This window comes from Saccharopolyspora sp. NPDC002578 (assembly GCF_053592695.1).
Map to the genome: position 1 here is coordinate 16,323 of NZ_JBSFWJ010000001.1, position 23,389 is coordinate 39,711.

The following is a 23,389-nucleotide window of genomic DNA, read 5'->3' on the forward strand; positions in this document are numbered from 1 at the left end:
GGCTCAGTTCTGGGATTCGGCCCCGACGTAGTCGAAGTCCCAGGTGCCGGTGCTGTGCGAGCCGGACCGCTCGTAGATCAGCAGCGGCGGCGGTCCGGCGGCGCAGCGCGGCGGGGACTGCGGGCGCACGGGCACGGTGATGCGCGGAACGGGGTGACCGGTGTGGTCGGCGGGAACGCTGACCTCGCGGCCGTCCTCGGGCCCGCCGCGCAACCGGGCGCGGACTTGATCCACTGACCTGACTCCCTTCACCGAGCGGCAACAGGTTCTGACTCGGCCCCGTCCCACCCGGTTCCCGGCCTCACCGGATCGAGTGATCACCGGAGCGGCGGGGCGCGGGTCCGACCGGGTGCTCCGCCGTCGCGATGCGGTGCGGGGAGCGGAAGACCCGCCTTGATCCGTGTTCGCCGATGTGGTCACCGAGCGTACTACCGCCGAGGTTGCCGGAGGGTTTCGATCCGGCTGCGAGCGATCGCCGCATCGGCGCCGGGTGCGCCGGAATTCCGCGCTGTTCTCCCGAAAGCGGCGGATTCGTCCAGAACGCGGGAGTTCGGTGCCGAGCGGTGCCGAAACCCGCGCCGCTGCGGAGCGTGAACCGCTCGTCAGGTGTAGAGGGGAGCCAGCAGCGCCGCGGTCTCGACGAGCCGCGCGGAGTGGACCAGCAGAGCTTCCTTGGGCGTCTGGAAGGTGATCGTCGAGATGCTCACGCCTCCGACGGGGCGCCCGTCGCGATCCAGCAGCGGCGCGGCCATGCAGCGGATCGTCGGCTCGTTCTCCTCGTCGTCGAGGGCGTAGCCGTCGGCGCGGACCTGGGCGAGTTCCCGTTCCAGCGCCGCCGGATCGGTGAGCGTGCGCTCGGTGCGCGCGGGCAGGCCGCGCAGCAGGCCCGCGCGCTCCTCGTCCGGCAGGTGTGCCAGGACCGCCTTGCCGATCGCGGTGCAGTGCAGCGGCAGCACGCCACCGATCCGGGAGGCCATCCGGTACGGGCCTTCGCTGTCGACCTTGCGCACGTAGATCGCGTGATCGCCGCTGCGCAGCGCGACGTGCACCGTCTGGTCGACCTCGGACTGGAAGCGCCGCAGCACGGTGTCCCCGCCGGTGTCCTCGGCCGAGGCGATGGTGGCCGACAGCGCGTAGCTGCGGGGGCCGAGCCCGTAGGCGCCGTCGCCATCGCCGACGACGTAGCCGGAGCCGGTGAGTCCGCCGAGGATGCGGTGGGTGCTCGGTTTGGCGATGCCGGTCGCGGCGGAGATCTCCCCGAGGCGGTGCGGGCCGCCGGGCCGGGCCACCGCTTCGAGCACGCGCAGGGTCCGCAGCGCGCTGCCTTCGCTGGCGCCGGAGGTCATGGTGCACCGCCTTCGGATGTGGGGGTCTTCGGACGTGGAGGGGCCGGGCGTTGATTTTCCGGTGATCGTCCCCTTACGCTACCGTTCATTAAATCAGAACGTCATTCCGCATATCGGAACGACCCCTCGGTCGGGTCGCGCCCCGAGAGCGGAGGCGGCTCGGCTCAAGGAGGAGCGATGGCCGTGCGATCCGAGGCCGCGGACGGGGCGACCCGTCCGAAGGGGCGCGCGAACAACCTGCGCTGGGGCATGGCGCTGCTGTGCTTCGTCGGCCTGTCGGTCAACTACATCGACCGCTCCGCGCTGAGCGTGGCGCTGCCCTCGATGAACGACGACCTCGGTTTCGACCCGAGCGTGCAAGGCCTGATCCTCGGCACGTTCTTCCTGGCCTACGCCGGTTTCCAGCTGCCCGCCGGGGTGCTCATCGACCGGATCGGCGCGAAGCGCTCCTTCGCGCTGGGCGCGCTGGTGTGGGGCGTGGCGACGATGTTGACCGGCCTGGTCACCGGACTGCTCGCGCTGCTGGTGTTCCGGTTCCTGCTGGGCATCGGCGAGTCCACCGGCTACCCGGGTTCGGCGAAGGTCGTCTCCCGCTGGTTCCCGCGCCAGGAGCGGGCGTTCGCCAACAGCATCTGGGACAACGGGGCGCGGGCGGGCACCGCGATCGCGCTGCCGGTGGTCACCGCGATCATCGCGTGGGAGGGCTGGCGGGCCGCGTTCCTCGTGGTCGGCGTGCTGGCGTTGCTGTGGGCGGTGTGGTGGTGGCGGGCCTACCACGAGCCGGAGGACCACCCGCGGGTCACCGAGCAGGAACTCGCCTACATCAGGGCGGGCGGCGCTCGCGAGGAGTCCACTTCGGACAGCGGGGCGAAGGTCCGCTGGCGGGACCTGTTCCGCTACCGGACGGTGTGGGCGATGATGCTGGGCTTCTTCTGCCTGAACTACATCATCTTCTTCTTCATCACCTGGTTCCCCAGCTACCTGGTGCAGGCGCGCGGCTTCGACCTGCTCGAACTGGGCACGGTCGGCGCCGTCCCCGGCGTGGTGGCCATCGGCGGCAGCCTGCTCGGCGGCTGGGTGTCGGACTCCTTGGTGCGGCGGGGCTGGAGCCTCACCAAGGCACGCAAGACCTGCCTCATCCCCGGCATGCTGCTGAGCTCGGTGATCGCGCTGGCGGTCGTGGTGCCGAACGCGGCGATGGCCGTGGTGCTGCTGTCGGTCTCGTACGCGAGCCTCGCGTTCAGCGCCGCCTCGGTGGCCTCGCTGCCCGCCGACGTCGCGCCGCAGCCCGGCCAGGTCTCCTCGCTGGCGGGCATCCAGAACTGCGCCTCGAACATCGCCGGGTTCATCGGCCCGATCGTCACCGGCGTGCTGCAGACCGCCACCGGCGGATCCTTCGTCGCCCCGCTGGTGCTGTCGGGGGCGCTGGGACTGATCGGCGCGTTCTCCTACGGCGTGCTCATCCGCAAGGTCGAACCGCTGCCGGTGCGGGTAGCGGCCGAATGAGCCGCGTGGCGGACTACGGGCTGCTGCGGCAGCAGGATTCGTTGTGGTGCAGCGGAAATCGAGAAAGGATCACCCGGTGAGCGAACGAGCGGCCGTCCTGCACGGGGTGCGCGACCTGCGCGTCGACGAGGTCGAAGCGGAGCCGTTGCGGCCGGGGGCCGTGCGGGTCGCCGTGCGCGCGACCGGGCTGTGCGGCAGCGACCTGCACTACTACGCCGAGGGCCGCAACGGGCCGAACGTGCTGCGCAGCCCGACCGTGCTCGGGCACGAGGCGTCCGGCGTGGTCACCGAACTCGGCGACGGCGCCGACCCGGACCTGCTCGGCAGGACCGTCGCCGTCGAACCCGCCCGGCCGTGCCGCCGCTGCCCGACCTGCGCGGCCGGCCGGTACAACCTGTGCCCGTCGGGACGCTGCTTCGGCTCACCACCGGTGCACGGCACCCTCCGCGGCACCCTGGTCGTGGACGCGGAACTGGTGCACCCGGTGCCCACCGAGATCGACCCGGCGGTGTCCGCGCTGGTCGAGCCGCTGGCCGTGGCGTGCTGGGCGGTGCGCCGCGCCGAGGTGCTCAGCGGATCATCGGTGCTGGTCACCGGGGCGGGGCCGATCGGTCAGCTGACCGTGGCGGCGGCACGGGCGGCGGGCGCGACGCGCATCGTGCTCACCGACGTGGACGCGCGGCGGCTCGCGACGGCAGCCGGTGCCGGAGCCGACGACGTCCTCGACACCACCGCCGAACAGCCCGAAGCGGGGAGCTTCGACCGGCAGCTGGAGTGCTCCGGTGCGCCGGAGGCGGTGAACCTGGCGGCGCTGGTACCGGGCGGAGCGGTGGCCCTCGTCGGCATCCCCGCCGCCCGTCCCGCCGCGCCCGACCTGCTCGCGGCGGCGCAGCGCTGGGAGATCGACGTGCGCGGCTGCTTCCGCTACGGCCCCGGCGCGTTCCGGACCGCCGTGTCGCTGCTGCGCTCGGGCCGGGTCGACCTGGCACGCATGGTGACCGGGCGGTTCCCGCTGGAGCAGGCCGACCGCGCGCTGCAGACCGCCCTGACCGAACGAGACCACTTGAAGATCGCCGTCCTGTCCGAGGAGTCCGCATGAGGATCACCGCAGCCGAAGTCATCGTGACCTGCCCCGGCCGCAACTACGTCACCCTGAAGATCACCACCGCGGACGGGGTGACGGGACTCGGCGACGCCACGCTCAACGGCCGCGAGCTCGCCGTGGCGTCGTACCTGCGCGACCACGTGTGCCCGCTGCTGATCGGCCGGGATTCGGCGCACATCAACGACATCTGGCAGTACCTCTACCGCGGGGCGTACTGGCGCCGCGGCCCGGTCACGATGACCGCGATCGCCGCCGTGGACTGCGCGCTGTGGGACATCCTCGGCAAGGAGGCGGGCCTGCCGGTGCACCGGCTGCTCGGCGGCGCCGCCCGCGACGGGGTGCTGATCTACGGCCACGCCAGCGGGCAGAGCGTGGACGAGCTGCTCGACGACGTGGCCGCCTACCGCGAGCAGGGCTACCGGGCGATCCGCGTGCAGGCCGCGATCCCCGGACTGGAGAGCACCTACGGGCTGCACCACCCGGGCACCGGTGCGACCTACGAACCGGCCGACGCCGCGATGCCCTCGGACAACGTCTGGCACACCCCGGCCTACCTGGAATTCGCGCCGGAGCTGATGCGGGCGGTGCGCGAGCGGTTCGGCTACGACTTCCACCTGCTGCACGACGTGCACCACCGGCTGTCCCCGCTGGAGGCGGCGCAGCTGGGCAAGTCGCTGGAGCCCTACCGGATGTTCTGGATCGAGGACCCCACCCCGGCGGAGGACCAGGAGGCGTTCCGCACGATCCGGCAGCACACCACCACTCCCGTCGCGGTGGGCGAGGTGTTCAACTCCATCTGGGACTGCCAGCACCTGATCACCGAGCGGCTGATCGACTACATCCGGACCTCCGTGTCGCACACCGGCGGCATCACGCACCTGCGCAAGGTGTTCGACCTCGCCGCGCTGCACGGGGTGCGGACCGGGTCGCACGGCGCGGGCGACCTCTCGCCGATCTCGTTCGCCGCCGCGCTGCACTTGGACATCACGGTGCCGAACTTCGGAATCCAGGAGTACATGGGTCACCTGGAACCGGCGAGCGAGGTTTTCAAGACGAACTACGCCTTCCGGGACGGGTACATGCATCCGGGCGACGCGCCGGGCCTCGGCGTTGAGATCGACGAGGAGGCCGCCGCCCGCTACCCGTACGAACCGAAGTACCTGCCGGTGAACCGCCTGCGCGACGGCTCGATGCACGACTGGTGAGCACGCGGCGCCCTCGCGGGAGAATCGCGTGGACCGCCCCGGTGTCCGCCGGGGCGGAGTACGACAGGGAGGACCGGGCGTGATCCGGGTTTTGGCGATCGGCGAGTGCATGATCGAGCTCACCCACCGGGGTGCGGACGCGTTGTCGATGGGCTGCGCGGGCGACACGTTCAACACCGCGACCTACCTGTCCCGGGTCACCGCGCCGGATCGGCTGCGGGTGGACTACGCGACGCTGCTCGGCGACGACCACTACAGCGACCGGATCCTGGCGGCGATGCGCGCGGAAGGGCTCGGCACCGACCGGATCGGCCGCGTGCCCGCGGCCCAGCCCGGCCTGTACCTGGTGCGCACCGACGAGCACGGGGAGCGCTCGTTCACCTACTACCGCTCGCAGTCGGCGGCGCGCGGTCTGTTCGACGAGGACTCCGGCGCGGAACCTGAGTTCGGCGACTACGACGTGGTGTACCTGTCGGCGATCAGCCTGCAGATCCTCACGCCCCGTGCCCGCAAGCGGTTGGGCGCCGCGCTGGTGCGGTTCCGCGACGGCGGTGGCCGGGTGGCGTTCGACAGCAACTACCGCCCGGCGGGCTGGCGCAACGCTGCGGAGGCCGCCGAGCACGTGCGGCAGCTGTGGGAGCTGACGTCGATCGCGCTGCCCACCTTCTCCGACGAGCAGGCGTTGTTCGCCGACGCCGACGTGGAGTCCACCGTGCAACGCCTGCGCGCGGCGGGCGTGCCCGACATCGCGGTGAAGGACGGCGCGCGGGGCTGCGCGGTGCTCGACGGGGACCGGGTCGTCCGGTTGCCCGCGGTGCCGGTGGAGACCGTCGTGGACTCCACCGCGGCCGGGGACGCGTTCGACGCCGCGTACCTGGCGGGCAGGCTCACCGGTGCCGAACCGGTGGAGGCCGCGCGGCGGGCGCAGGAGCTGGCGGCGACGGTGATCCGGCATCCGGGCGCGATCGTCGCCGACTCGGTGCTGCCCAAGCGCGGGTGAGCCGGCGCGTGACGCGATTCGCCCGGAGTGAGCGAGTTCGTCCGAAGTGGCGGCCCGGCATGATTTCCCCGGCCCGCAGCCGAAATCCGGCCCACCGGTCGCTGCGCTGAACGGGTGAGGTCCGGTGTACAAAGAACCATGGGCATCACACGTTCGGCCGCACTGCGCTTCCACGCGGACGCCGTGCGCGCGGAGACGCACGTCAACCTGTCCGCGGTCCGCACCGACGGCAGGCACCTGTGGGTCGGCGGCGACGAGACCTCCACGGTCGAACGGTTCACGCGCACCGGAGCCCGGGAGGTGGAGTACGCCGAACACACCTCGTTCAACCTGACCGAGGTGCTGGAGCTGCCCGGCTCGGCCGACGACGAGATCGACATCGAGGGCTTGGCGCGCAGCGGTCCGTTCCTGTGGGCGGTCGGTTCGCACAGCGCCAAGCGCAAGAAGCCCAAGGCGCACCACTCGGACGCGAAGGCCGCCAAGCGCCTGGCGACGGTGTCGGCGGAGCCGAGCCGCCGGGTCCTCGCCCGGGTCGCGCTGTCCGCCGACGGCGTCCCGATGCGCCGCGGCCCGCACGGCGAGCGCAGCGCCGCGCTCGGTGAACCGGGACTGCGGGACCTGCTCGCCGATGATCCGCACCTGGGCCCGTTCCTCGCGATTCCCGGCAAGGACAACGGTTTCGACGTCGAGGGCATCGCCGTGCACGGCGAACCCGGAGCGGAACGGGTCTTCCTCGGCCTGCGCGGACCGGTCCTGCGCGGATGGGCCGTGGTGCTGCGGCTCGCTCCGCGCGAGGACGACGGGGAGCTGGTGCTGCGCAAGGTCGACGGTTCGCGCCGCTACGCCAAGCACTTCCTCGACCTCGACGGCCTCGGAGTGCGCGACCTGTGCCCGCACGGCGACGACCTGCTGGTGCTGGCCGGGCCGTCGATGGCGCTGGACGGCCCGGTGCGCCTGTACCGCTGGCCCGGCGCGGCGACCCTCGACGCCCCCGACGTGGTGCGCGGCGCGGAACTGGTCCGCGAAGCCGACCTGCCCTTCGGCGAGGGCGACGACCACCCCGAAGGCATCACCGTGCTACCCGACGGCGACGTCCTCGTCGTCCACGACAGCCCAGCCCCCGCTCGCCTCCCGGCTCCGGGCACGGTCCTGGCCGACGTGCTCCGCCTGGACTGAGCGGCCCGGCCCGTCGAGCAGGTCGAAGGGCCTCAGAACCAGGAGCCCGCGAGGAGTTTCAGGGAGCGGAGCCGGTCGGCCGGGTCGTGGCAGTAGGTGACGGTGATGAGCTCGTCCGCTCCGGTGCGGTCGACCAGCGCCTCAAGTTCGCGCACCGCCGTCGCCGGGGAGCCGATCGCGTTGATGCTCAGCATCGAGTCCGCGAAGCGGCGCTCGTGCTCGCCGCCGACCTCCTCTGGTTCCGTCGGCGGCTGCAGGCCGCGGCGGTTTCCGCTGCGCACGTCGAGGAACATGCGCTGCGCGGTGGTCCACAGCCGCGTGGCCTCCTCGTCGGTGGGGGCGACGACGACGTTGACGCCGACCATCACGCGCGGTTCGGTGAGCTGCGCGGTGGGGGCCTCGGTGGAGAACGACGAGCGGTAGACGTCCAGGATCTCGTCGAGACCCGCCGGGGCGAAGTGCGAGGCCACCGCGAACGGCAGCCCCAGCTGCCCGGCGATGGACGCGCCGTTCACCGTCGACCCGAGCACCCACAGCGGCACGTGCGTACCGGTTGCGGGGCCGGCCGTGACGGGGGCGCTGTGCGCGCGGCCTTCGTCACCGAACCAGCCGGTGAGGTCGTAGAGGGAGTTCGCGAAGCTCTGCGCGTCCGAGCCGGAGCGGTTGAGCAGCTGCGCGGTGAGCTGGTCGGTGCCGGGCGCGCGACCCAGGCCGAGGTCGATGCGGCCGGGGTGCAACTGGGCGAGAGTGCCGAACGACTCCGCGACCTGCAGCGGCGCGTGGTTGGGCAGCATGATGCCGCCGGACCCGACGCGGATCCGCTCGGTGCGGCCCGCGGCCTGGGCGATGAGCAGGGCGGTGGCGGTGGCGCCGAGGTACTGCGTGTTGTGGTGCTCGGCGTACCAGACCCGCGAGTAGCCGAGCTCGTCGGCTAGCTCGGCCGCCGCCATGGACGAGGCGATCGCGTCGGCCATCGTGGAACCGTCGCTGACGGACACGAGGTCGAGGACGTTGAGCGGGACGTGCGGTGTGGTCACGAAGCCCCTCCGGGCGGGTCGGTGTCGAGGAATTCGTCGGCGATGGCCTGGTTGTAGCGGGTGACCATGTCGGACAGCGTCCGCAGGTCCTGCTCGCTCCAGCCGGTGAGCATGGCCGCGGTGCCCGCTCGGCGGCGGGCGTGCACGGCGTCGACGGCTGCGGCGCCCTGTTCGGTGATGTGCACGATCGAGCGGCGCCGATCGGCCTCGCAGGGTGTGCGGGTGACGCACCCGGACCGCTGGGCCGCCAGCACCTGTCTGCCGGTCGTCGACGGGTCGAGGCCGAGCGCGGCGGCCAGGCAGGTGATGTCCTGCGGGCCGCGCGCGATCAGGGTCCGCAGCAGCAGATACCCGGCGCGGTCGACTTCCTGGTAGAGGTCGCCGCGGCGGCACAGCATCTCCAGGTTCCGCACCAGTACCGCGGTCTGGAACTCGATCACGTCGAGCGCGTCGCACTGGTCGTCGCCGGAGATCCGGTCGTCGCGGGAAGCGGGCGGCTCGGCCAAGACGTCCTCCCTCACTCCGGTGCTGATACCGGTATCGTACCGGTATCTCGGCGGAGGCCGGACCCAGCCGGGTCGAAGGGCACTCGGGGGAGCGGCCCTCAGCGCAGGATCAGCGCGCGGCCGACGCCGAGCGGGGCGCCACGCGCAGGTCCGCGCGAATCGCCTCGGCGGTCTCCAGCAGCGCGGGCAGCAGGTTCTCCCGCGCCTGCTCGCCGGTGGTGCGGCTGGCGTGCGAGGAGATGTTCGCCGCCGCGACCACCTGGTCCGAGCGGTCCCGGATCGGCGCCGCGATCGAGCGCAGCCCGGCCTCCAGCTCCTGGTCGACCAGCGCCCAGCCCTGCTCCCGGATGCGGGTGAGCTCGGCGCGCAGCTGCTCGGCGCTGCCGACGGTGTGCGGGCCGAGCGGATCGAGCCGCACCCCCGCCAGGAACTCGTCGAGCCGCTCCGCGGGCAGGTGCGCCAGCAGCACCCGCCCCATCGAGGTGGCGTAGGCGGGGAACCGGGTGCCGATGTTGATCGAGACGGTCATGATGCGGCTGGTCGGAACCCGGGCGATGTAGACGATGTCCTCGCCGTCGAGCACGGACACCGACGCCGATTCGTGCACCCGCGAGACCAGCCGCTCCAGGTGCGGCTGCGCGATCTCCGGCAGCGACACGCTCGACAGGTACGCGAAACCGAGCTCCAGCACGCGCGGGGTCAGCGCGAACACCCGGCCGTCGGTCCACACGTAGCCGAGCTGCACCAGGGTGTGCAGGAAGCGGCGGGCCGCGGCGCGGGACAGGTCGGTGGCGCGGGCGACGTCGCTGAGCGTCATCTCCGGCCGGGACTCGTCGAAGGCGCGGATCACCGCGAGGCCGCGCGCCAGCGACTGCACGTAGCCGCTCGATTCCGAAGCCGGTTCCATCGCTCTCCTCGCTCATCCGGTGTGGCCGGACGCCGCCGTCCCGCCACCACCGTTGCATACCGGACGGACCACCCCGGTACCCGTCCCCGCCGCCGCCGCGCGCTGACCGGCGGCGATCAGGCGTCCCGCGTCGACTCACCCGGCGGATTCCTCCGCGGCCAGCACGTCGCGGGCGAGCGCGAAGGCGCGGTTCGCCTTCGGCACCCCGGCGTAGACGGCCACGTGCATGAGGACCTCGCGGATCTCCTCCTGCGACACGCCGTTGCGGCGGGCGGCGCGCACGTGCATCGCGAACTCCTCCTCGCAGCCGGTCGCCGCGAGGATCGCGAGCGTCAGGCAGCTGCGGGTCGGGCGCGCAACGCCCTCGCCGGTCCACAACTCGCCCCACGCGTAGCGGGTGATGAAGTCCTGGAACCCCGCGGTGAACTCCGTCGTGTTCGCCACCGCGCGGTCGACGTGCGCGTCGCCGAGCACGTCCCGGCGCACCGCCATTCCTCGCTGGTGCCGGGTGGTGTCGTCGGTCATCTGTGCAGTCCCGTCGTCGTCTCGTTCTGCTTCGGGGGTCGGGTGGTGGAACCTCGGCCGCCTTCTCGCTGTCGGATCGTTTTTCGAGTGGCTCCGCCACGCGGGACAGTGCCGTCGTCGCCGCGAACCCGCGGTGTACCTGTTGTTCTCGCCGCCTACGCCGCTCACTTGAGGTCGGCAAGGTCAATGGTGGTGCTGATCAGGGGGCGTCGTGCGAGGACTCGTGCAGGCTCCGCGTGAAGTGGTGCAGCAGCAGGCGGTTCACGGTCTCGGCGCGTTCGACGTTGGCCAGGTGGGAGGCGTCGGTCAGCACTTCCACCCGCGCGCCGGGCACCGCGGCGCCGATGCGCTCCGCGTGCGGCGGGGGAGTGGCCGGATCGTCGCGACCGGCGATGACCAGCGTCGGCGCGGTGATGCGCGGGAGCCCGTCGACGAGGTCCAGCTCCGCGATGGCCTCCGCGCAACTCGCGTACCCCTCGTCGTCGCAGGCCGCGAGCGCGCCGCCGAAGCGGGCCACGACGTCCGGGTCGGTGGCCAGCGCGGGCGTGAACCAGCGGCCGAGCGATCCGTCCACCATGGACGCCGTGCCGTCGCGCCGGGCCTGCGCGGCGCGGTCGCGCCACGCCTGGCGCGGGGTGAGCTCGGCGGAGGTGCAGATCAGCGCGAGCCGGTCCAGGCGCTGCGGGGCGTGCTCGGCCAGCCACATGCCGGTCATGCCGCCCAGCGACACCCCGGCGAAGTGCGCCCGCTCCACGTCGAGGTGGTCGAGCAGTTCCAGGACGTCGCCGCCGAGGTCGGCCAGGTCGTAGCGGCCGGGCGCGGCGGGGGTGCGGCCGTGGCCGCGCTGGTCGTAGCGCAGCACCCGGAAGCGCTCCGCCAGCGCGGGCAGCTGCGCGTCCCACAGGCCGAGGTCGGTGCCCAGCGAGTTCGACAGCACGACCACCTCTGCACCTTCGGGGCCGGCGAGTTCGTAGTGCGGGGTCATTGCGGATTCCCTCCCGATTCGTGCAGCGCCAGCGCGCGATCGATGAACGCGCCCGCAGCGCCCAGGTGGTCGCCGGGCTCGGTCGCCTCGATGATCTGCGCTTCGGACAGCGCGGCGCGCACCCGGTCGTCGCCGAGCAGCGCCGCGCGCAGCGTGCCGCCGCGTTCGACGACCTGCGCGCACAGCTCCCGCACCACCCGTTGCGCCTCGGTGCGGCCCAGTTCACCGCGCAGCGCCGAAGACGCGCTCTCGGCCATCACCAGACCCGCCGTGATGTCCACATTGGACGCCATGCGCCCGGTGTTCACCCGAAGACCGGACAGCAGCCGCTCCGTCCCGGCGGCGGAAGCCGCGACCAGCCGCAGCAGCTCCGCCAACGGCTCCCACTCCGCCTGCCACGACCCGGCCGCTCGCTCGTGCGCCTGCGGCATCGCCGCGAGCAAGGTCGACACCAGGCCCGGAACGCGATGGGTCGCGGCGGAGATCAGCACCGACCCGGCCGGGTTCTGCTTGTGCGGCATCGCCGAGGAGCCGCCGGAGCTGCCCTCGGCGAGCTCACCGACCTCGGTCTGCGCGTGCAGCTCCACGTCCAGCGCGATCTTGCCGAGCGCGCCCGAGACCGTTCCCAGCGCGCCCGCCAGCTCACCGATTCGGGTGCGGTCGGTGTGCCACGGCAGCACCGGCTCGGCCAGTCCGAGCTCCGCGGCGAGGTGTCCGAGCACCGCCACGCCCTGATCGCCCAGCGACCCCAACGTGCCCGCCGGGCCGCCGAACTGCACCGCGAGCCGCCGCGACACGACCCGGTCCAGTGCGGCGGTGGCCTCGGTGAGCGCGGTGAGCCAGCCGGCGCACCGGCGCCCGAACGTCGTCGGCAGCGCCTGCTGCAGCAGCGACCGCCCGATCATCAGCGTGCCGCGGTGCTGCTCGGCCAGCCGCGCGCACCGGTCCGCCGCGCCGCGCAGGTCGCCCAGCACCCCGCGCAACGTGCGGCGCACGACCAGCATCGCGGCCGTGTCCAGCACGTCCTGGCTGGTCGCCCCGACGTGCACGTAGGGGCGAGCGGCGGGGTCGAGCAGTTCGGTGAGGTCGCCGACCAGCGCGATCACCGGCGTCGCCGAAGCGACCGCGCGCCGCGCGACGGAATCCAGGTCGAACTCCTCCGCCCGGCAATGCGCCGCGATCTCGTCGGCGGCGGCCGCCGGGATCACCCCGGCGCGCGCCTGCGCCCGCGCCAAGGCGGCCTCGAAGTCGAGCATCGCCTGCACCCACGCGGCGCGGCCGGTGCGCCGCTCGGCGTCCGGGGTGCTGAACATCGGGTTGAACACGGCGGCCTCAGAGCTCGAAGAAGACGGTCTCGGCGTCGCCCTGCAACCGGATGTCGAAGCGCACCCCGTCCGGCTCGGCCACCGCCACCAGCGTGCCCCGGCGCTGCGGGCTCACCTCGGACAGCACCGGGTCGGCCTCGTTGGCGGCGGCCTCGTCGGGGAAGTACGCGCGGGTGATCAGGCGGTTGAGCATGCCGCGGGCCAGCACCGTCACGTTCAGGTGCGGAGCCTCGGTGCGCCCGTCCGGCGTCGGCAGCGGGCCCGGCTTGACGGTGCGGAACCAGAACCCGCCCTCGGGATCGGTGCCGCAGCGACCGAATCCCTGGAACGAGGCCGGTTCCCCGCGCGGATCCGCGGGGTGCGAGAACCTGCCGCGCTCGTCGGCGTGCCAGATCTCGATCACAGCGTCCGGCACCGGATCGCCGTTGCCGTCGAGGACCGTGCCGCGCACCACCACCGCTCCCGGCGCGCCCGCCGGGACGACCTCTGGGCCGTCCGGCCACAGCAGACCGTCGGGCAGCGCGTAGAAGGGGCCGACCGTCTGCGACGGCGTGGTGACCTCAGCGGAATCCGCCATCAGTCGTCGTCCTCCTCGTCGTCCTCGAACGGGGTGGCCGCGCTGCCGCGCAGCACGATGTCGAACTTGTAGCTCAGCGCCCACTCCGGCACCGTGCCGTCCAGGTCGAACCGGCTGATCATGCGCTCGCGCGCCCGCGGATCGCGCACCGAGTTGAAGATCGGGTCCTGGTGGAACAGCGGATCGCCGGGGAAGTACATCTGGGTGATCAGCCGCTGCGTGAACGCCTGCCCGAACAACGAGAAGTGCAGGTGCGCCGGCCGCCACGCGTTGTCGTGGTTGCGCCACGGGTAGGCGCCGGGCTTGATCGTGACGAACCGGTACTCGCCCTGCTCGTCGCTCATGGCCCGCCCGACACCGGTGAAGTTCGGGTCCAGCGGAGCCGGGTGCCGGTCCCCGGCGTGCCGGTAGCGGCCCGCCGAATTCGCCTGCCACAGCTCGATCAGCGTGTGCGGCACGGGTTTGCCGTCCGAATCGAGCACCCGGCCGCTGACGATGATCCGCTCGCCGAGCGGTTCGCCCTCGTGGCCGGTCGTCAGGTCGTGATCGGTCTCGGCGACCCGGTCGTGGCCGAGCAGCGGGCCGGTGACCTCGGTGAGGTACTGCGGCAGCAGCTGCAGCGGCTGCTTCGGGTACCGCAACGCCGAGGAGCGGTATTCGGGCGTGTTCAGCGCCGGGTGCGAGGCGTCGTCGCGCCGGTAGCGGGGCAGCAGCAGCTCGGAACGCTGCGGGGTGGTCTCGGCTGGCATCGTCGACTCCTCCTTCACGCGTGCAGGACCACGGCCAGGCCCTGCCCGACGCCGATGCAGATGGCGGCCAGGCCCCAGCCGCCACCGGCGCGGTGCAGCTGGTGGGCCAGCGACCCCAGGATGCGCGCTCCCGACGCCCCCAGCGGGTGGCCGAGCGCGATGGCACCGCCCTGGACGTTGACGATCTCGGGATCCAGTTCCGGCCACTCGGCGAGGCAGGCCAGCGACTGCGCGGCGAACGCCTCGTTGAGCTCCACCGCCGTCAGGTCGCCCCAGCCGATGCCCGCGCGGCGCAGCGCGGTGTTCGCCGCCGCTACCGGCCCGATGCCGAACACGTCCGGGTCGACCCCGGCCACCCCGCGGCCCGCGATGCGCGCCAGCGGCGTCGCGCCGAGCTCACCGGCGACGGACTCGGACCCGATGAGCAGCGCGGCGGCCCCGTCGTTGAGCGGCGAGGAGTTGCCCGCGGTGACCGTACCGTCCGCGCGGAACGCGGGCCTGAGCTTCGCCAGCGCCTCGACGGAGCTGTCCGGCCGCACGCCCTCGTCGCGGGTGAGCTCGGTGTCCGGGACGGCCACCACCTCGCGGTCGAACGCCCCCGCGTCCCACGCCGCGGCGGCGCGCCGGTGGCTGCGCACCGCGAACTCGTCCTGCTGCTCGCGGGTGAGCCCGTAGCGGTCGGCGAGCTGCTCCGCGGAAGCGCCCAGCGCGATCGTCCACCGCTCGGGCATCTCCGGGTTGGTCATCCGCCAGCCCAGCGTGGTCGAGTGCAGCGTCTCGTGGCCGCGCGGGAAACCGCCCTCCGGCTTCTGCAGCACCCACGGTGCGCGGCTCATGGACTCGACCCCGCCGGCGATGGCGAGCTCCTGGTCCCCGGTCTCCACGGCCCGGCTCGCGCCGATCACGGCCTCCAACCCGGAGCCGCACAGGCGGTTGACGGTGGCGCCCGCGACGCTCGTGGGCAGGCCCGCCAGCAGCGCCGCCATCCGCGCGACGTTGCGGTTGTCCTCGCCGGCGCCGTTGGCGTTGCCGAACGCGACGTCCTCGACGCGCGCCGGGTCCAGGCCGGGCGCGCGCCGCACGAGGGCGCGCACCACGTGCGCGGCGAGGTCGTCCGGGCGCACCGCCGCGAGGCCCTTGCCGTAGCGGCCGACTGGGGTGCGCACCGAATCGAGGACGTAGGCGGCCTCGGTCATGCCTGATCTCCTTCGATCGTCGCCTTCAACTCGCGCAGCACCCGCAGCTCGGTCTCGCTCGGAGCCTGCTGCACCGCGGGCTCGGGGACCACCGCGAGGTCCCAGCCGGTGGCGGCGCGCACCTGCTCGACGTCCGCGCCGGGGCTGAGCCGGGTCAGCGTCAGCTCGCAGGTCTCGGGGTCCGGTTCCATGATGCCCAGGTCGGTGATCACCTTCACGGGTCCGCGCCCGCGCAGGCCCAGCCGTTCCCGGTCGCCCTTGCCGGTGCCGTAGCCGACGGAGCTGATGAAGTCGACGGACTCCACGAAGCTGCGGGTGCTCTGGCGCATCACCACCAGCACCTCGCGGCAGGACGCGGCGATCTCCGGTGCGCCGCCCGCACCGGGCAGCCGCACCTTCGGGTCCGCGTAGTCCCCGCCGATGATCGTCGAGTTGATGTTGCCGAACTTGTCGATCTGCGCGCCGCCGAGGAAGCCGAAGTCGATGCGGCCGGGCTGCAGCCAGTAGTTGAAGATCTCCGGCACGCTCACCACCGAGTCGGCGGTGTCGGCGAGCACGCCGTCGCCGATGGACAGCGGCAGCCGGTCGGGTTTGGCGCCGAGCGTGCCCGATTCGTAGATCAGCACCAGCTCGGGCGCGTGGGTGCGCCGCGCCAGGTTCGCGGCGGTGCTGGGCAGGCCGATGCCGACGAAGCAGGCGGCGCCGTTGGTGAGCGAGCGCGCGGCGGCGACGCTCATCATCTCGTCGGCGGTGAACGTCCCGGTCATCGTGCGCTCCTCTCGGCGAGTCCTTCGGTCTTCAGCCAGGACTCGAACTCCGCGCGGTCCCGCGAGAGGGCGTCCCAGCGCCGGTAGTAGGAGTTGTCGCGTTCCGAATAGCCCTGCGCGTACGAGGGGTGGGCTCCGCCGGGGACTTCGGCGACGGCGGTGACGGCCCACTTCGGCAGCACGACCGCACCCGGACGCGGGGTGAGCTCGTCGACGATCTCCTCGACGGTCACCAAGGATCGCTTCGAGGCGAGCACCGCCTCCTTCTGCACGCCGGTGATGCCCCACATCTGCACGTTGCCCTCGCGGTCGGCCTGCTGGGCGTGCACGACGCCGACGTCCGGGTTCAGCGCGGGCACCGCGGCCAGCACCTCGCCGGTGAACGGGCAGGTCACGGTCTTGATGGAGTCGGTCTGCGCGGGCAGGTCGGTGCCGGTGTAGCCGCGCAGGATCGCGAACGGCAGCCCGGAGGCGCCTGCGGCGTAGCGGTTGGCCATGCCCGCGTGGCTGTGCTCCTCGATCTCCAGCGGGCGCGGCCAGGAGTGCTGCACCGCGTCCCGGAACCGGTGCAGCGATCCCACGCCGGGGTTGCCGCCCCAGGAGAACACCAGCTTGCGAGCGCACCCGGCGCCGATGAGCTGGTCGTAGACGATGTCCGGCGTCATCCGGCACAACGTGAGGTCCCGCTTGCCCTGCCGGATGATCTCGTGCCCGGCCGCGACCGGGATGAGGTGGGTGAAGCCCTCGAGCGCGATCGAGTCGCCGTCGGCGACCAGCTCCGAGATCGCCTCGCTCAGGGTCAGGATGCGTGCCACCGATCCGCTCCGATCGTGCGCATAGTGAACAGATGTGCTTCCTGCGAACGCTATGCGGCGAGCCCGCGGCGGTCAAGCACCCACCGAGGCGGCGGAAGCGGAGTGAACGGACCGTTCGTCCAATCTCGTTGGGCGAACGGTCCGTTCACTCGGGAAAGCCCGTGCGCCATGCGGAGATTCGTCGCATGGCGCGATGAGCAGTGCATCAGTGCGGCTGCGGTTCGGAGTGAACGGCCTGTTCGTCCAACGGGATTGGACAAGCGGTCCGTTCACCCGCTCAGATCGGTGCGGCCGGCCCGCGCGGCGGTGGAGTCGGATGGAGTGAACGGACCGTTCGTCCAACCGGATTGGACGAACGGTCCGTTCACTCGGATCGCGCGGGTGGGTGCGGAGGTTTTCCCTCACGGGTGCTCGGCGGTCGCTGCGGTGGCGGGCGAGTGCGGTGTGCTGTCCGGCGGGGCTTTCGCCGGGGAAGGGAGGCGTCGGCCCAGGAGTCGACACGACCGGGAGGAACCGATGTCCGCGCACCAGGAGCATCCGCCGAACTGGCCGGAGAAGGAGCCCTACGGCACCGCGGACACCCGCGACGACCTGTGGCCGCGCGGGGACAACTCGTGCGTGCTCGACCTCGAACTGCGGCCTCGGGACGAGGAGCTCGACAGGATCTGGATCCGGGACACCTACGTCAACTGCTTCGTCGTCGACGGAAGTCCGATCTACGTCGCCACCGGCACCACCCGTCCCGCCGGCCGCTCCGGTCCGTCCCCGTGGAACGACGGCATCTTCGTGTGGACCGCCGCGGCGCTGGACGGGCCGTGGACGCTGGTGGACACGACCGGGATCAGGCCCGAGGCGGAGAAGGGCAAGGTGTGGTCACCGGAGTTCGCGGGCGAGAACGAGCCCGGACGCACCGTGGTCGCCCCGTGGCAGGAGTACTGGCACGACGAGCAGGGCAAGCGCGGCAACGTGTGGGCGCCGGAGGTGCACCACTTCCGCGGCACCTGGTACGTCGTCGCGTGCATGGGCGATCACTCCCGCAAGGTCGGCACGTTCCTGCTCAAGAGCGAAGGCGGCATCGGGGGGCCGTACCGGGTCGCCGAGGGCAACCTGGACAAGCCGTTCGGTGACCTGGTGGGCGACGCGCCGGACGGGGTGGATCCGGACGTCTACTTCCACATCGACGGCGGCCTGCACACCGAGGGCGACCGGGCGTGGCTGGTGCTGCACAACGACCTGTACGCGCGCTTCCAGGACGACATGGAGGACATCGTCCCGAAGACGGACCTCCCGAAGTTCCAGCAGACGCGGTACTCGGAGGAGCCGTACCTCGAAGGCGCGTACGTGCTCAAGCACGAGGGGAAGTACTACCTGGTGCACGCCGCCTGGAGCCGCGAGGCCGGTGCGGACCGGTACGCCTACGACGTGCGGGACGGGAAGCAGTGCCAGTACGACGCGATCATCGCCGTGTCGGACGCGTTCGAAGGGCCGTACTCGAAGCGCTGGACCGCCGGTGTCGGCGCCGGTCACAACAACCTCTTCGTCGACGCCGAGGGCGGGCTGTGGGCGACGTTCTTCCGGAACCCGGCCGCGGGCTACTGGTCCCACGACTCGCGCGTCGGGGACTCCGCGGTGCCGGGCGTGGTGCGGATGGAGTGGACCGGACCGGACGGAGACCGGATCTACGTCCGGCGGCGCTGAGCGTGCCCCGCCGTCGGCGCGAGCCTCACCGCGACTGCGGGAGCAGGTCCTGCGCGAGGGTGCTGATCGTGTCCAGCGCCGCCGCGGTCACCGGGTGCTCGCGGCCGGGGTACCGGTCGCCGTCGCGCGGCCGCTCGTGCGCGCGGGGACGGCGAGGACTCCTCAGAGGTAGCCGCTTTCCGGCAGGCCCTCGTGGGGGAGTCCGAGCACGCCGATGGCCGCGTTCGCGGCGGCCGAGGCCTGCTGGTGGCCGGTCTCGCCCCAGTTGAGCAGGTCTCCGGCCTTGCCGGGGTGCACCAGCAGCCGCAGGTAGGTGCGGCCGTTGTCGGGGTCCGGTTCCGGCGGGTGCACGCCGCTGATCTCGGCGACCATCCTCACCTGCGCGTACGGCGCGAAGCCGTCGTCGACGCACTGGTAGCCGAGGTAGTGCGGCTCGGCGATGTCCAGCGTCACCTCTTCGTAGGTCTCCCGCCGCAGGATGTCCACGTAGGCGGACTCGCCCGGTTCCGGGCGACCGCCCGGCAGCGAGTGCTTGGCGCCGTCCACCCGGATCAGCACCCGTCCGTCCGGTGCGAACAGGAAGCCGTACACCTGGCGGACGGGTAGGCCCTTCGGGACGGCGCGGGTGTGCCAGGTGAACTTGGCCATGGCGGGATCCCCTTCCTGCGTCTCCCGGCGGGGCGTCCGCCGATGATCGAACCGATCACGTTACCGGGCGCGGGGCGGCAAGTCGCGCTTCGCCGCGCGGAGATCTCCACGACCGCCCGATCCGGTCGGTCGATCATCCACTGTGGATCGAACGGTGACGGGTGTCCGATGAGTGGAACCGCCCCGTTGCGCTGTTGACACCATTCCGGTGCTCTGGTCGGATGAAATGGTGTTCATCGCGACCAGACTGACCAGAAGGCGCCACGTGGATTTCGCCCGCGTCGGCGCGCAGGGCTGTCGTCGCTGATCTGATCGTCGCGCCTCGTTTCGGAGGCGACATCAGTTCCTTTCCTCTCCGGTGATCGCCGATCGGGCGCCGCACCGCGCGGCCCCGCCCGGCGTTCCCGTTCCACTCGGCCGTTTCCGCCGATCCGAATCCGGACCGGCGATGTTCGACGGTCCGGTTCCCCTTTCCCCGCGATGCCCGGAAATCCTTCCCGCGCACCGCTCGCGCCGCCTGCTCCACGACGGGAGACGAACGTGTCCGCAGACAGCCCTGCCGAGCCGCTGAAATTCGCCTACTGGGTGCCCAACGTCAGCGGTGGCCTGGTCACCAGCAAGATCGAACAGCGCACGAACTTCGGATTCGAGTACAACAAGGAACTCGCGGTGCTCGCCGAACGAAGCGGATTCGAATACGCGCTGAGCCAGGTGCGCTACGCCTCCAGCTACGGCGCCGCGCAGCAGCACGACCCGGCGGCGTTCAGCCTCGGACTGCTGTTGGCGACCGAGCGGCTCAAGCTCATCGTGGCCGCTCACCCGGGGTTGTGGCACCCGGCGATCCTGGCGAAGTTCGGCATCACCGCGGACATCCTCTCCGAAGGCCGGTTCGCGGTGAACATCGTCAGCGGCTGGCTCAAGGAGGAGTTCACCGGCCTCGGCGAGCCGTGGCTGGAGCACGACGAGCGCTACCGGCGCACCGAGGAATTCATCCGGGTGCTGCGCGGATTGTGGACGGAGTCGAACTTCGACCTCGCCGGGGACTTCTACCAGATCCGCGATTTCAGCCTGCGTCCGCAGCCGTTCGACGTTCCGGGACGGCCGCACCCGGAGATCTTCCAGGGCGGCAATTCCTCGGCGGCGCGCACCTTGGCCGGGCGCGTCTCCGACTGGTACTTCAGCAACGGCAAGGACTTCGACGGATTCAGCGAGCAGGTCGCCGATGTCCGGGAAGGGGCCGCGGCCAACGGGCGCACCGTGCGCTTCGGGCTCAACGGTTTCCTCATCGCCAGGGAGACGCAATCCGAGGCGAAGGCCGTGCTCAAGGAGATCGTCGACAAGGCCGACGTGGACGCCGTCGAAGGATTCCGGAAATCGGTGCGCCAAGCCGGGAAATCGACCTCCGACGGCAAGGGAATGTGGGCGGATTCCGAATTCGCCGACCTCGTCCAGTACAACGACGGATTCCGCACCGGATTGATCGGTACTCCGGAGCAGATCGCGCACCGCATCATCGAGTACAAGAAGCGCGGCGCGAACCTGCTGCTGCTCGGATTCCTGCACTACCTCGAAGACGTCGAGCACTTCGGGAAGCACGTGCTGCCCATCGTCCGCGAGCTGGAAGCGGACCTCGACCGCACCGGCGACCCGATCGGCGTCTCCTGAAGCACCTGATTCCTTCCCCGCACAGCAAGGAGAAACGCACATGAGCACCACTGAGGCCGATACCGTCAACGACACCGCCGGGCGCTGGGGACAGCGGCCCGGCACCAGGGAGGGCTGGCTGGAACGGGCGCAGGACGTGGCGGCGCTGCTGGCCACCGACGCCGTCGCCCGCGACCGCGCGGGCGCCACCCCGCACGCCGAAGTCCGGCTGCTCAAGGAATCCGGGCTGGTCACCTTGCTCGGCCCCGTCGAACACGGCGGCGGCGGGCAGACCTGGAGCACCGCCTACGAGGTGATCCGCGAGGTAGCCAAGGGCGACGGCTCCATCGGCCAGCTGCTCGGCTACCACTACCTGTGGGCGTGGGCGGTGCGCCTGGTCGGCACCGACGCCCAGATCGACGCCGTGGAACGGCTCTACACCGAGAGCGACCTGTTCTTCGGCGGCGCGGTCAACCCGCGCGACTCCGACGTGGTCATCACCGACGAGGGCGACGAGATCGTCTACACCGGGCGGAAGTCCTTCTCGACCGGGAGCAAGGTCTCCGACCTGACCGTGCTCGAAGGCGTGCTGGAGGGCACCGACAAGCACATCTTCGCCATCGTGCCCTCCGACCAGGAGGCCATCGTCTACGGCGACGACTGGGACAACCTGGGCCAGCGGCTCACCGAATCCGGCAGCGTCGAGATCAACGGGGTGCGGGTGCCGTGGGCGTCGGCGGCCGGGTACGTCGACAAGGAGTTCCAGCCGCTGGTCTACAACACGCTGAACACGCCCACGATCCAGCTGGTGTTCGCGAACTTCTACCTCGGCATCGCGCAGGGCGCGCTGGACGCGGCGACCTCCTACACGAAGGAGAAGACCCGCGCCTGGCCGTTCGGCGGGGACGACAAGGACAGCGCCACCGAGGAGTTCTACGTCCTCGACGCCTACGGCGATCTGCAGGCGAAGCTGTGGGCGGCGGAGGCGTTGGTGGACCGCGCCGGCGAGCGCATCGAAGGGCTGCTGCACGCGGAGCGGGCGAGCGTGACGGCCGAGCAGCGCGGTGCGGCGGCGGTGCTCATCGCCGCGGCGAAGGAGCGGATCGTGGCCACCGGGCTGGAGATCGCCACGAAGATCTTCGAGGTGACCGGGGCGCGGGCCACGTCGAACTCGACGGGCCTGGACATCTACTGGCGCAACCTGCGCACCCACTCGCTGCACGACCCGGTGGCGTACAAGCGCGTCGAAGTGGGCCGCTACACGCTGCTCGGTGAGATCCCCGAGCCGACCTGGTACACGTGACCGGACCGCTCGTCCCGCCGGTCCGGGCCCCGTTCGCTCAACCGGGCCTGGACTGGCGGATCTCGGTGGCCAGCACCGCCGCTTGGGTGCGGCGTTGCATGCCGAGCTTCGAGAGCAGCTGCGAGACGTAGTTCTTCACCGTCTTCTCGGCGAGGAACATCCGTTCGGCGATCTGCCGGTTCGTCATGCCCGCGCCGATGAGCTCCAGCACGGCCCGCTCCTGCTCGGTGAGCCCGCGCAGCGGGTCGTCCTGGGCGTGCTTGCGCCGCTGGCGTTCCAGCACCGCGGTGGCCGTGCTGGAATCCAGCAGCGACCGCCCGGCCGCTACCTCGCGGATGGCGGAGCGCAGGTCGGAGCCCAGCACCTGCTTGAGCACGTAGCCGGAGGCGCCGGCCATGATCGCGTCCAGCAGTGCCTCGTCGTCGGAGAACGACGTCAGCACCAGGCAGCGCACGCCCGGCAGCACCGACAGCAGGTCCCGGCACAGCTCGATGCCGTTGCCGTCCGGCAGCCGCACGTCCAGCACCGCCACGTCGGGGCGCGCCGGGGGCAACCGCACCAGCGCCTCCCGGACCGTGCCGACCTCGGCGACGATCGTGAAGTCGGATTCGTCCTCCAGGAGGTCGGCGATGCCGCGGCGCACCACTTCGTGGTCGTCGACGAGGGCGATGCGGGTCTGCCCGCCGCCCCCGTCGCGCGCCTCGGTGGTGCCCGGTGCCTCCGGGACGTCGTCGGTCGTGTCCATGCCGCAGCCCCCGCTTCCACCCGCGGTGCGCGAGTGCCTGACCCCCTTTTCCCCAGGTTAAGCGCCGCGGCTCCCGCGTCGCTCGGTTGCGGCGGGTCAGCTGATCCGCACTCCGGTGGTGGTGCTCCTGCGCGTCGTCATCCGACCGTCTCCCGTCCCGCGTGGTGACCACGGTCGCCCCCAGTTCTCTTCACCTGTTCGAGGGTACGAAACGGACACACCGCGTAACACGGTCAAAGGTCCCACCCCCGGTCGGATGACCGGGGCCGGGAGTGGTTCCGACTCTCGCTGCGCTGTGGTGTCATCGGTGCTGATCATCGTCGCGGGCCCCTGCGGTCGCGGCGGCACTCGGGGTTGGAGGGGCGGCGGGATGCGGCGAGGACGACGGGGCCATCCGTGCGAGCCGGACGCGAGCCGGTTGGGTCCGTGGACGTGCCCGGAGTGCGGTCAGCACTGGGAGATCCACGGCGTCGCGGGCACCGAGCCGAAGGTGCGCCGGGTCAGCCGCGTCGCGAAGTTCGTCGCCACTTGGCTGGGCGGCTGAAACACCCGGCCCCGGCGCCACGAGGCACCCCCGCACCCGCCCGGGACGCCCATCGGCGACCAGCACCACCGAACCGCCCA

The 23,389-nt window shown here is 71.8% G+C and carries 24 protein-coding genes; 9 read left to right on the forward strand and 15 right to left on the reverse strand.

Annotated elements, in window-relative coordinates; translation table 11 throughout:
• Positions 1 to 3: 3 nt before the first annotated feature.
• Positions 4 to 234 carry a hypothetical protein gene (locus ACWD38_RS00075; RefSeq protein WP_184479159.1) on the reverse strand — a complete coding sequence of 77 codons (231 nt, stop codon included), beginning with the start codon at positions 232 to 234 and terminating at the stop codon, positions 4 to 6.
• A gap of 368 nt (positions 235 to 602) precedes the next feature.
• Positions 603 to 1,346 carry an IclR family transcriptional regulator gene (locus tag ACWD38_RS00080; RefSeq protein ID WP_184479160.1) on the reverse strand — a complete coding sequence of 248 codons (744 nt, stop codon included), beginning with the start codon at positions 1,344 to 1,346 and terminating at the stop codon, positions 603 to 605.
• Between the two features lie 177 nt (positions 1,347 to 1,523).
• On the opposite strand from ACWD38_RS00080, the gene ACWD38_RS00085 reads away from it, so the two are divergent.
• From ACWD38_RS00085 to ACWD38_RS00105, 5 genes are all read left to right on the forward strand, one after another.
• Entirely contained in the window at positions 1,524 to 2,852 is a 1,329-nt protein-coding gene (locus tag ACWD38_RS00085) for an MFS transporter (protein ID WP_184479161.1), read from the forward strand.
• 76 nt (positions 2,853 to 2,928) lie between these two features.
• Positions 2,929 to 3,951, forward strand: a complete 1,023-nt coding sequence (locus ACWD38_RS00090; protein WP_450122975.1) for an alcohol dehydrogenase catalytic domain-containing protein — start codon at positions 2,929 to 2,931, stop codon at positions 3,949 to 3,951.
• The gene (gene manD, locus ACWD38_RS00095; RefSeq protein ID WP_184479163.1) at positions 3,948 to 5,162 is read left to right on the forward strand and encodes a D-mannonate dehydratase ManD; all 1,215 of its coding nucleotides are present in this window, start codon (positions 3,948 to 3,950) and stop codon (positions 5,160 to 5,162) included. The genes ACWD38_RS00090 and manD overlap by 4 nt, the downstream gene beginning before the upstream one ends.
• Before the next feature lie 79 nt (positions 5,163 to 5,241).
• Complete coding sequence (locus ACWD38_RS00100) at positions 5,242 to 6,162, forward strand: sugar kinase (protein WP_450122976.1); 921 nt, start codon at positions 5,242 to 5,244, stop codon at positions 6,160 to 6,162.
• A gap of 138 nt (positions 6,163 to 6,300) precedes the next feature.
• On the forward strand, positions 6,301 to 7,338 hold the full coding sequence (locus ACWD38_RS00105; RefSeq protein WP_450122977.1) for a DUF3616 domain-containing protein: 1,038 nt from the start codon (positions 6,301 to 6,303) through the stop codon (positions 7,336 to 7,338).
• Between the two features lie 32 nt (positions 7,339 to 7,370).
• Here the strand turns inward: ACWD38_RS00105 and ACWD38_RS00110 are convergent, their stop codons facing one another.
• From ACWD38_RS00110 to ACWD38_RS00160, 11 genes are all read right to left on the reverse strand, one after another.
• Positions 7,371 to 8,375, reverse strand: coding sequence for an MsnO8 family LLM class oxidoreductase (locus ACWD38_RS00110; protein WP_221315803.1), 1,005 nt, complete (start codon positions 8,373 to 8,375; stop codon positions 7,371 to 7,373).
• On the reverse strand, positions 8,372 to 8,881 hold the full coding sequence (locus ACWD38_RS00115) for a MarR family winged helix-turn-helix transcriptional regulator (protein WP_450122978.1): 510 nt from the start codon (positions 8,879 to 8,881) through the stop codon (positions 8,372 to 8,374). The genes ACWD38_RS00110 and ACWD38_RS00115 overlap by 4 nt, the downstream gene beginning before the upstream one ends.
• Positions 8,882 to 8,990: 109 nt before the next feature.
• Positions 8,991 to 9,788 carry an IclR family transcriptional regulator gene (locus ACWD38_RS00120; RefSeq protein ID WP_184479166.1) on the reverse strand — a complete coding sequence of 266 codons (798 nt, stop codon included), beginning with the start codon at positions 9,786 to 9,788 and terminating at the stop codon, positions 8,991 to 8,993.
• 135 nt (positions 9,789 to 9,923) lie between these two features.
• On the reverse strand, positions 9,924 to 10,313 hold the full coding sequence (gene pcaC / locus ACWD38_RS00125; protein WP_184479167.1) for a 4-carboxymuconolactone decarboxylase: 390 nt from the start codon (positions 10,311 to 10,313) through the stop codon (positions 9,924 to 9,926).
• Positions 10,314 to 10,512: 199 nt separating this feature from the next.
• Positions 10,513 to 11,298, reverse strand: coding sequence for a 3-oxoadipate enol-lactonase (pcaD, locus tag ACWD38_RS00130; protein ID WP_184479168.1), 786 nt, complete (start codon positions 11,296 to 11,298; stop codon positions 10,513 to 10,515).
• A complete protein-coding gene (pcaB, locus tag ACWD38_RS00135; RefSeq protein WP_450122979.1) occupies positions 11,295 to 12,623 on the reverse strand; it encodes a 3-carboxy-cis,cis-muconate cycloisomerase in 1,329 nt (442 codons plus the stop codon). The genes pcaD and pcaB overlap by 4 nt, the downstream gene beginning before the upstream one ends.
• Positions 12,624 to 12,630: 7 nt before the next feature.
• Complete coding sequence (gene pcaG, locus ACWD38_RS00140) at positions 12,631 to 13,200, reverse strand: protocatechuate 3,4-dioxygenase subunit alpha (protein WP_184479170.1); 570 nt, start codon at positions 13,198 to 13,200, stop codon at positions 12,631 to 12,633.
• A complete protein-coding gene (pcaH, locus tag ACWD38_RS00145; RefSeq protein WP_184479171.1) occupies positions 13,200 to 13,949 on the reverse strand; it encodes a protocatechuate 3,4-dioxygenase subunit beta in 750 nt (249 codons plus the stop codon). Before pcaH ends, pcaG begins: the two co-directional genes overlap by 1 nt.
• Before the next feature lie 14 nt (positions 13,950 to 13,963).
• Positions 13,964 to 15,145, reverse strand: a complete 1,182-nt coding sequence (locus ACWD38_RS00150) for a thiolase family protein (RefSeq protein ID WP_184479172.1) — start codon at positions 15,143 to 15,145, stop codon at positions 13,964 to 13,966.
• Positions 15,142 to 15,912, reverse strand: a complete 771-nt coding sequence (locus tag ACWD38_RS00155) for a CoA-transferase subunit beta (protein WP_184479173.1) — start codon at positions 15,910 to 15,912, stop codon at positions 15,142 to 15,144. Before ACWD38_RS00155 ends, ACWD38_RS00150 begins: the two co-directional genes overlap by 4 nt.
• Positions 15,909 to 16,727 carry a CoA-transferase gene (locus tag ACWD38_RS00160; protein WP_184479174.1) on the reverse strand — a complete coding sequence of 273 codons (819 nt, stop codon included), beginning with the start codon at positions 16,725 to 16,727 and terminating at the stop codon, positions 15,909 to 15,911. Before ACWD38_RS00160 ends, ACWD38_RS00155 begins: the two co-directional genes overlap by 4 nt.
• A gap of 516 nt (positions 16,728 to 17,243) precedes the next feature.
• On the opposite strand from ACWD38_RS00160, the gene ACWD38_RS00165 reads away from it, so the two are divergent.
• Positions 17,244 to 18,425: a family 43 glycosylhydrolase gene (locus ACWD38_RS00165; RefSeq protein WP_221315805.1), complete on the forward strand. Its 1,182-nt coding sequence runs from the start codon at positions 17,244 to 17,246 to the stop codon at positions 18,423 to 18,425.
• Between the two features lie 162 nt (positions 18,426 to 18,587).
• Here ACWD38_RS00165 and ACWD38_RS00170 read toward each other — a convergent pair whose 3' ends face one another.
• Positions 18,588 to 19,073 carry an NUDIX hydrolase gene (locus ACWD38_RS00170; RefSeq protein WP_184479176.1) on the reverse strand — a complete coding sequence of 162 codons (486 nt, stop codon included), beginning with the start codon at positions 19,071 to 19,073 and terminating at the stop codon, positions 18,588 to 18,590.
• A gap of 540 nt (positions 19,074 to 19,613) precedes the next feature.
• On the opposite strand from ACWD38_RS00170, the gene sfnG reads away from it, so the two are divergent.
• Together sfnG and ACWD38_RS00180 are read left to right on the forward strand one after the other, a co-directional pair.
• The gene (sfnG, locus tag ACWD38_RS00175; protein WP_343071368.1) at positions 19,614 to 20,738 is read left to right on the forward strand and encodes a dimethylsulfone monooxygenase SfnG; all 1,125 of its coding nucleotides are present in this window, start codon (positions 19,614 to 19,616) and stop codon (positions 20,736 to 20,738) included.
• Positions 20,739 to 20,778: 40 nt separating this feature from the next.
• Complete coding sequence (locus ACWD38_RS00180; RefSeq protein ID WP_450122980.1) at positions 20,779 to 22,020, forward strand: acyl-CoA dehydrogenase family protein; 1,242 nt, start codon at positions 20,779 to 20,781, stop codon at positions 22,018 to 22,020.
• Between the two features lie 37 nt (positions 22,021 to 22,057).
• Here ACWD38_RS00180 and ACWD38_RS00185 read toward each other — a convergent pair whose 3' ends face one another.
• Positions 22,058 to 22,765 (reverse strand): response regulator, encoded by a 708-nt coding sequence (locus tag ACWD38_RS00185; RefSeq protein WP_184479179.1) that lies wholly within the window; start codon positions 22,763 to 22,765, stop codon positions 22,058 to 22,060.
• Between the two features lie 370 nt (positions 22,766 to 23,135).
• On the opposite strand from ACWD38_RS00185, the gene ACWD38_RS00190 reads away from it, so the two are divergent.
• Complete coding sequence (locus tag ACWD38_RS00190) at positions 23,136 to 23,309, forward strand: hypothetical protein (protein ID WP_184479180.1); 174 nt, start codon at positions 23,136 to 23,138, stop codon at positions 23,307 to 23,309.
• Positions 23,310 to 23,389 lie beyond the last annotated feature (80 nt).

Excerpts from the sequence above, each read along its gene's own strand:
- ACWD38_RS00080 (WP_184479160.1), bottom strand. The coding sequence starts at position 1,346 with ATGACCTCCGGCGCCAGCGAAGGCAGCGCGCTGCGGACCCTGCGCGTG.
- ACWD38_RS00085 (WP_184479161.1), top strand. The coding sequence starts at position 1,524 with ATGGCCGTGCGATCCGAGGCCGCGGACGGGGCGACCCGTCCGAAGGGG.
- manD (WP_184479163.1), top strand. The coding sequence starts at position 3,948 with ATGAGGATCACCGCAGCCGAAGTCATCGTGACCTGCCCCGGCCGCAAC.
- ACWD38_RS00105 (WP_450122977.1), top strand. The coding sequence starts at position 6,301 with ATGGGCATCACACGTTCGGCCGCACTGCGCTTCCACGCGGACGCCGTG.
- ACWD38_RS00120 (WP_184479166.1), bottom strand. The coding sequence starts at position 9,788 with ATGGAACCGGCTTCGGAATCGAGCGGCTACGTGCAGTCGCTGGCGCGC.
- pcaC (WP_184479167.1), bottom strand. The coding sequence starts at position 10,313 with ATGACCGACGACACCACCCGGCACCAGCGAGGAATGGCGGTGCGCCGG.
- pcaD (WP_184479168.1), bottom strand. The coding sequence starts at position 11,298 with ATGACCCCGCACTACGAACTCGCCGGCCCCGAAGGTGCAGAGGTGGTC.
- pcaG (WP_184479170.1), bottom strand. The coding sequence starts at position 13,200 with ATGGCGGATTCCGCTGAGGTCACCACGCCGTCGCAGACGGTCGGCCCC.
- pcaH (WP_184479171.1), bottom strand. The coding sequence starts at position 13,949 with ATGCCAGCCGAGACCACCCCGCAGCGTTCCGAGCTGCTGCTGCCCCGC.
- ACWD38_RS00150 (WP_184479172.1), bottom strand. The coding sequence starts at position 15,145 with ATGACCGAGGCCGCCTACGTCCTCGATTCGGTGCGCACCCCAGTCGGC.
- ACWD38_RS00155 (WP_184479173.1), bottom strand. The coding sequence starts at position 15,912 with ATGACCGGGACGTTCACCGCCGACGAGATGATGAGCGTCGCCGCCGCG.
- ACWD38_RS00165 (WP_221315805.1), top strand. The coding sequence starts at position 17,244 with ATGTCCGCGCACCAGGAGCATCCGCCGAACTGGCCGGAGAAGGAGCCC.
- ACWD38_RS00170 (WP_184479176.1), bottom strand. The coding sequence starts at position 19,073 with ATGGCCAAGTTCACCTGGCACACCCGCGCCGTCCCGAAGGGCCTACCC.
- ACWD38_RS00180 (WP_450122980.1), top strand. The coding sequence starts at position 20,779 with ATGAGCACCACTGAGGCCGATACCGTCAACGACACCGCCGGGCGCTGG.
- ACWD38_RS00185 (WP_184479179.1), bottom strand. The coding sequence starts at position 22,765 with ATGGACACGACCGACGACGTCCCGGAGGCACCGGGCACCACCGAGGCG.
- ACWD38_RS00190 (WP_184479180.1), top strand. The coding sequence starts at position 23,136 with ATGCGGCGAGGACGACGGGGCCATCCGTGCGAGCCGGACGCGAGCCGG.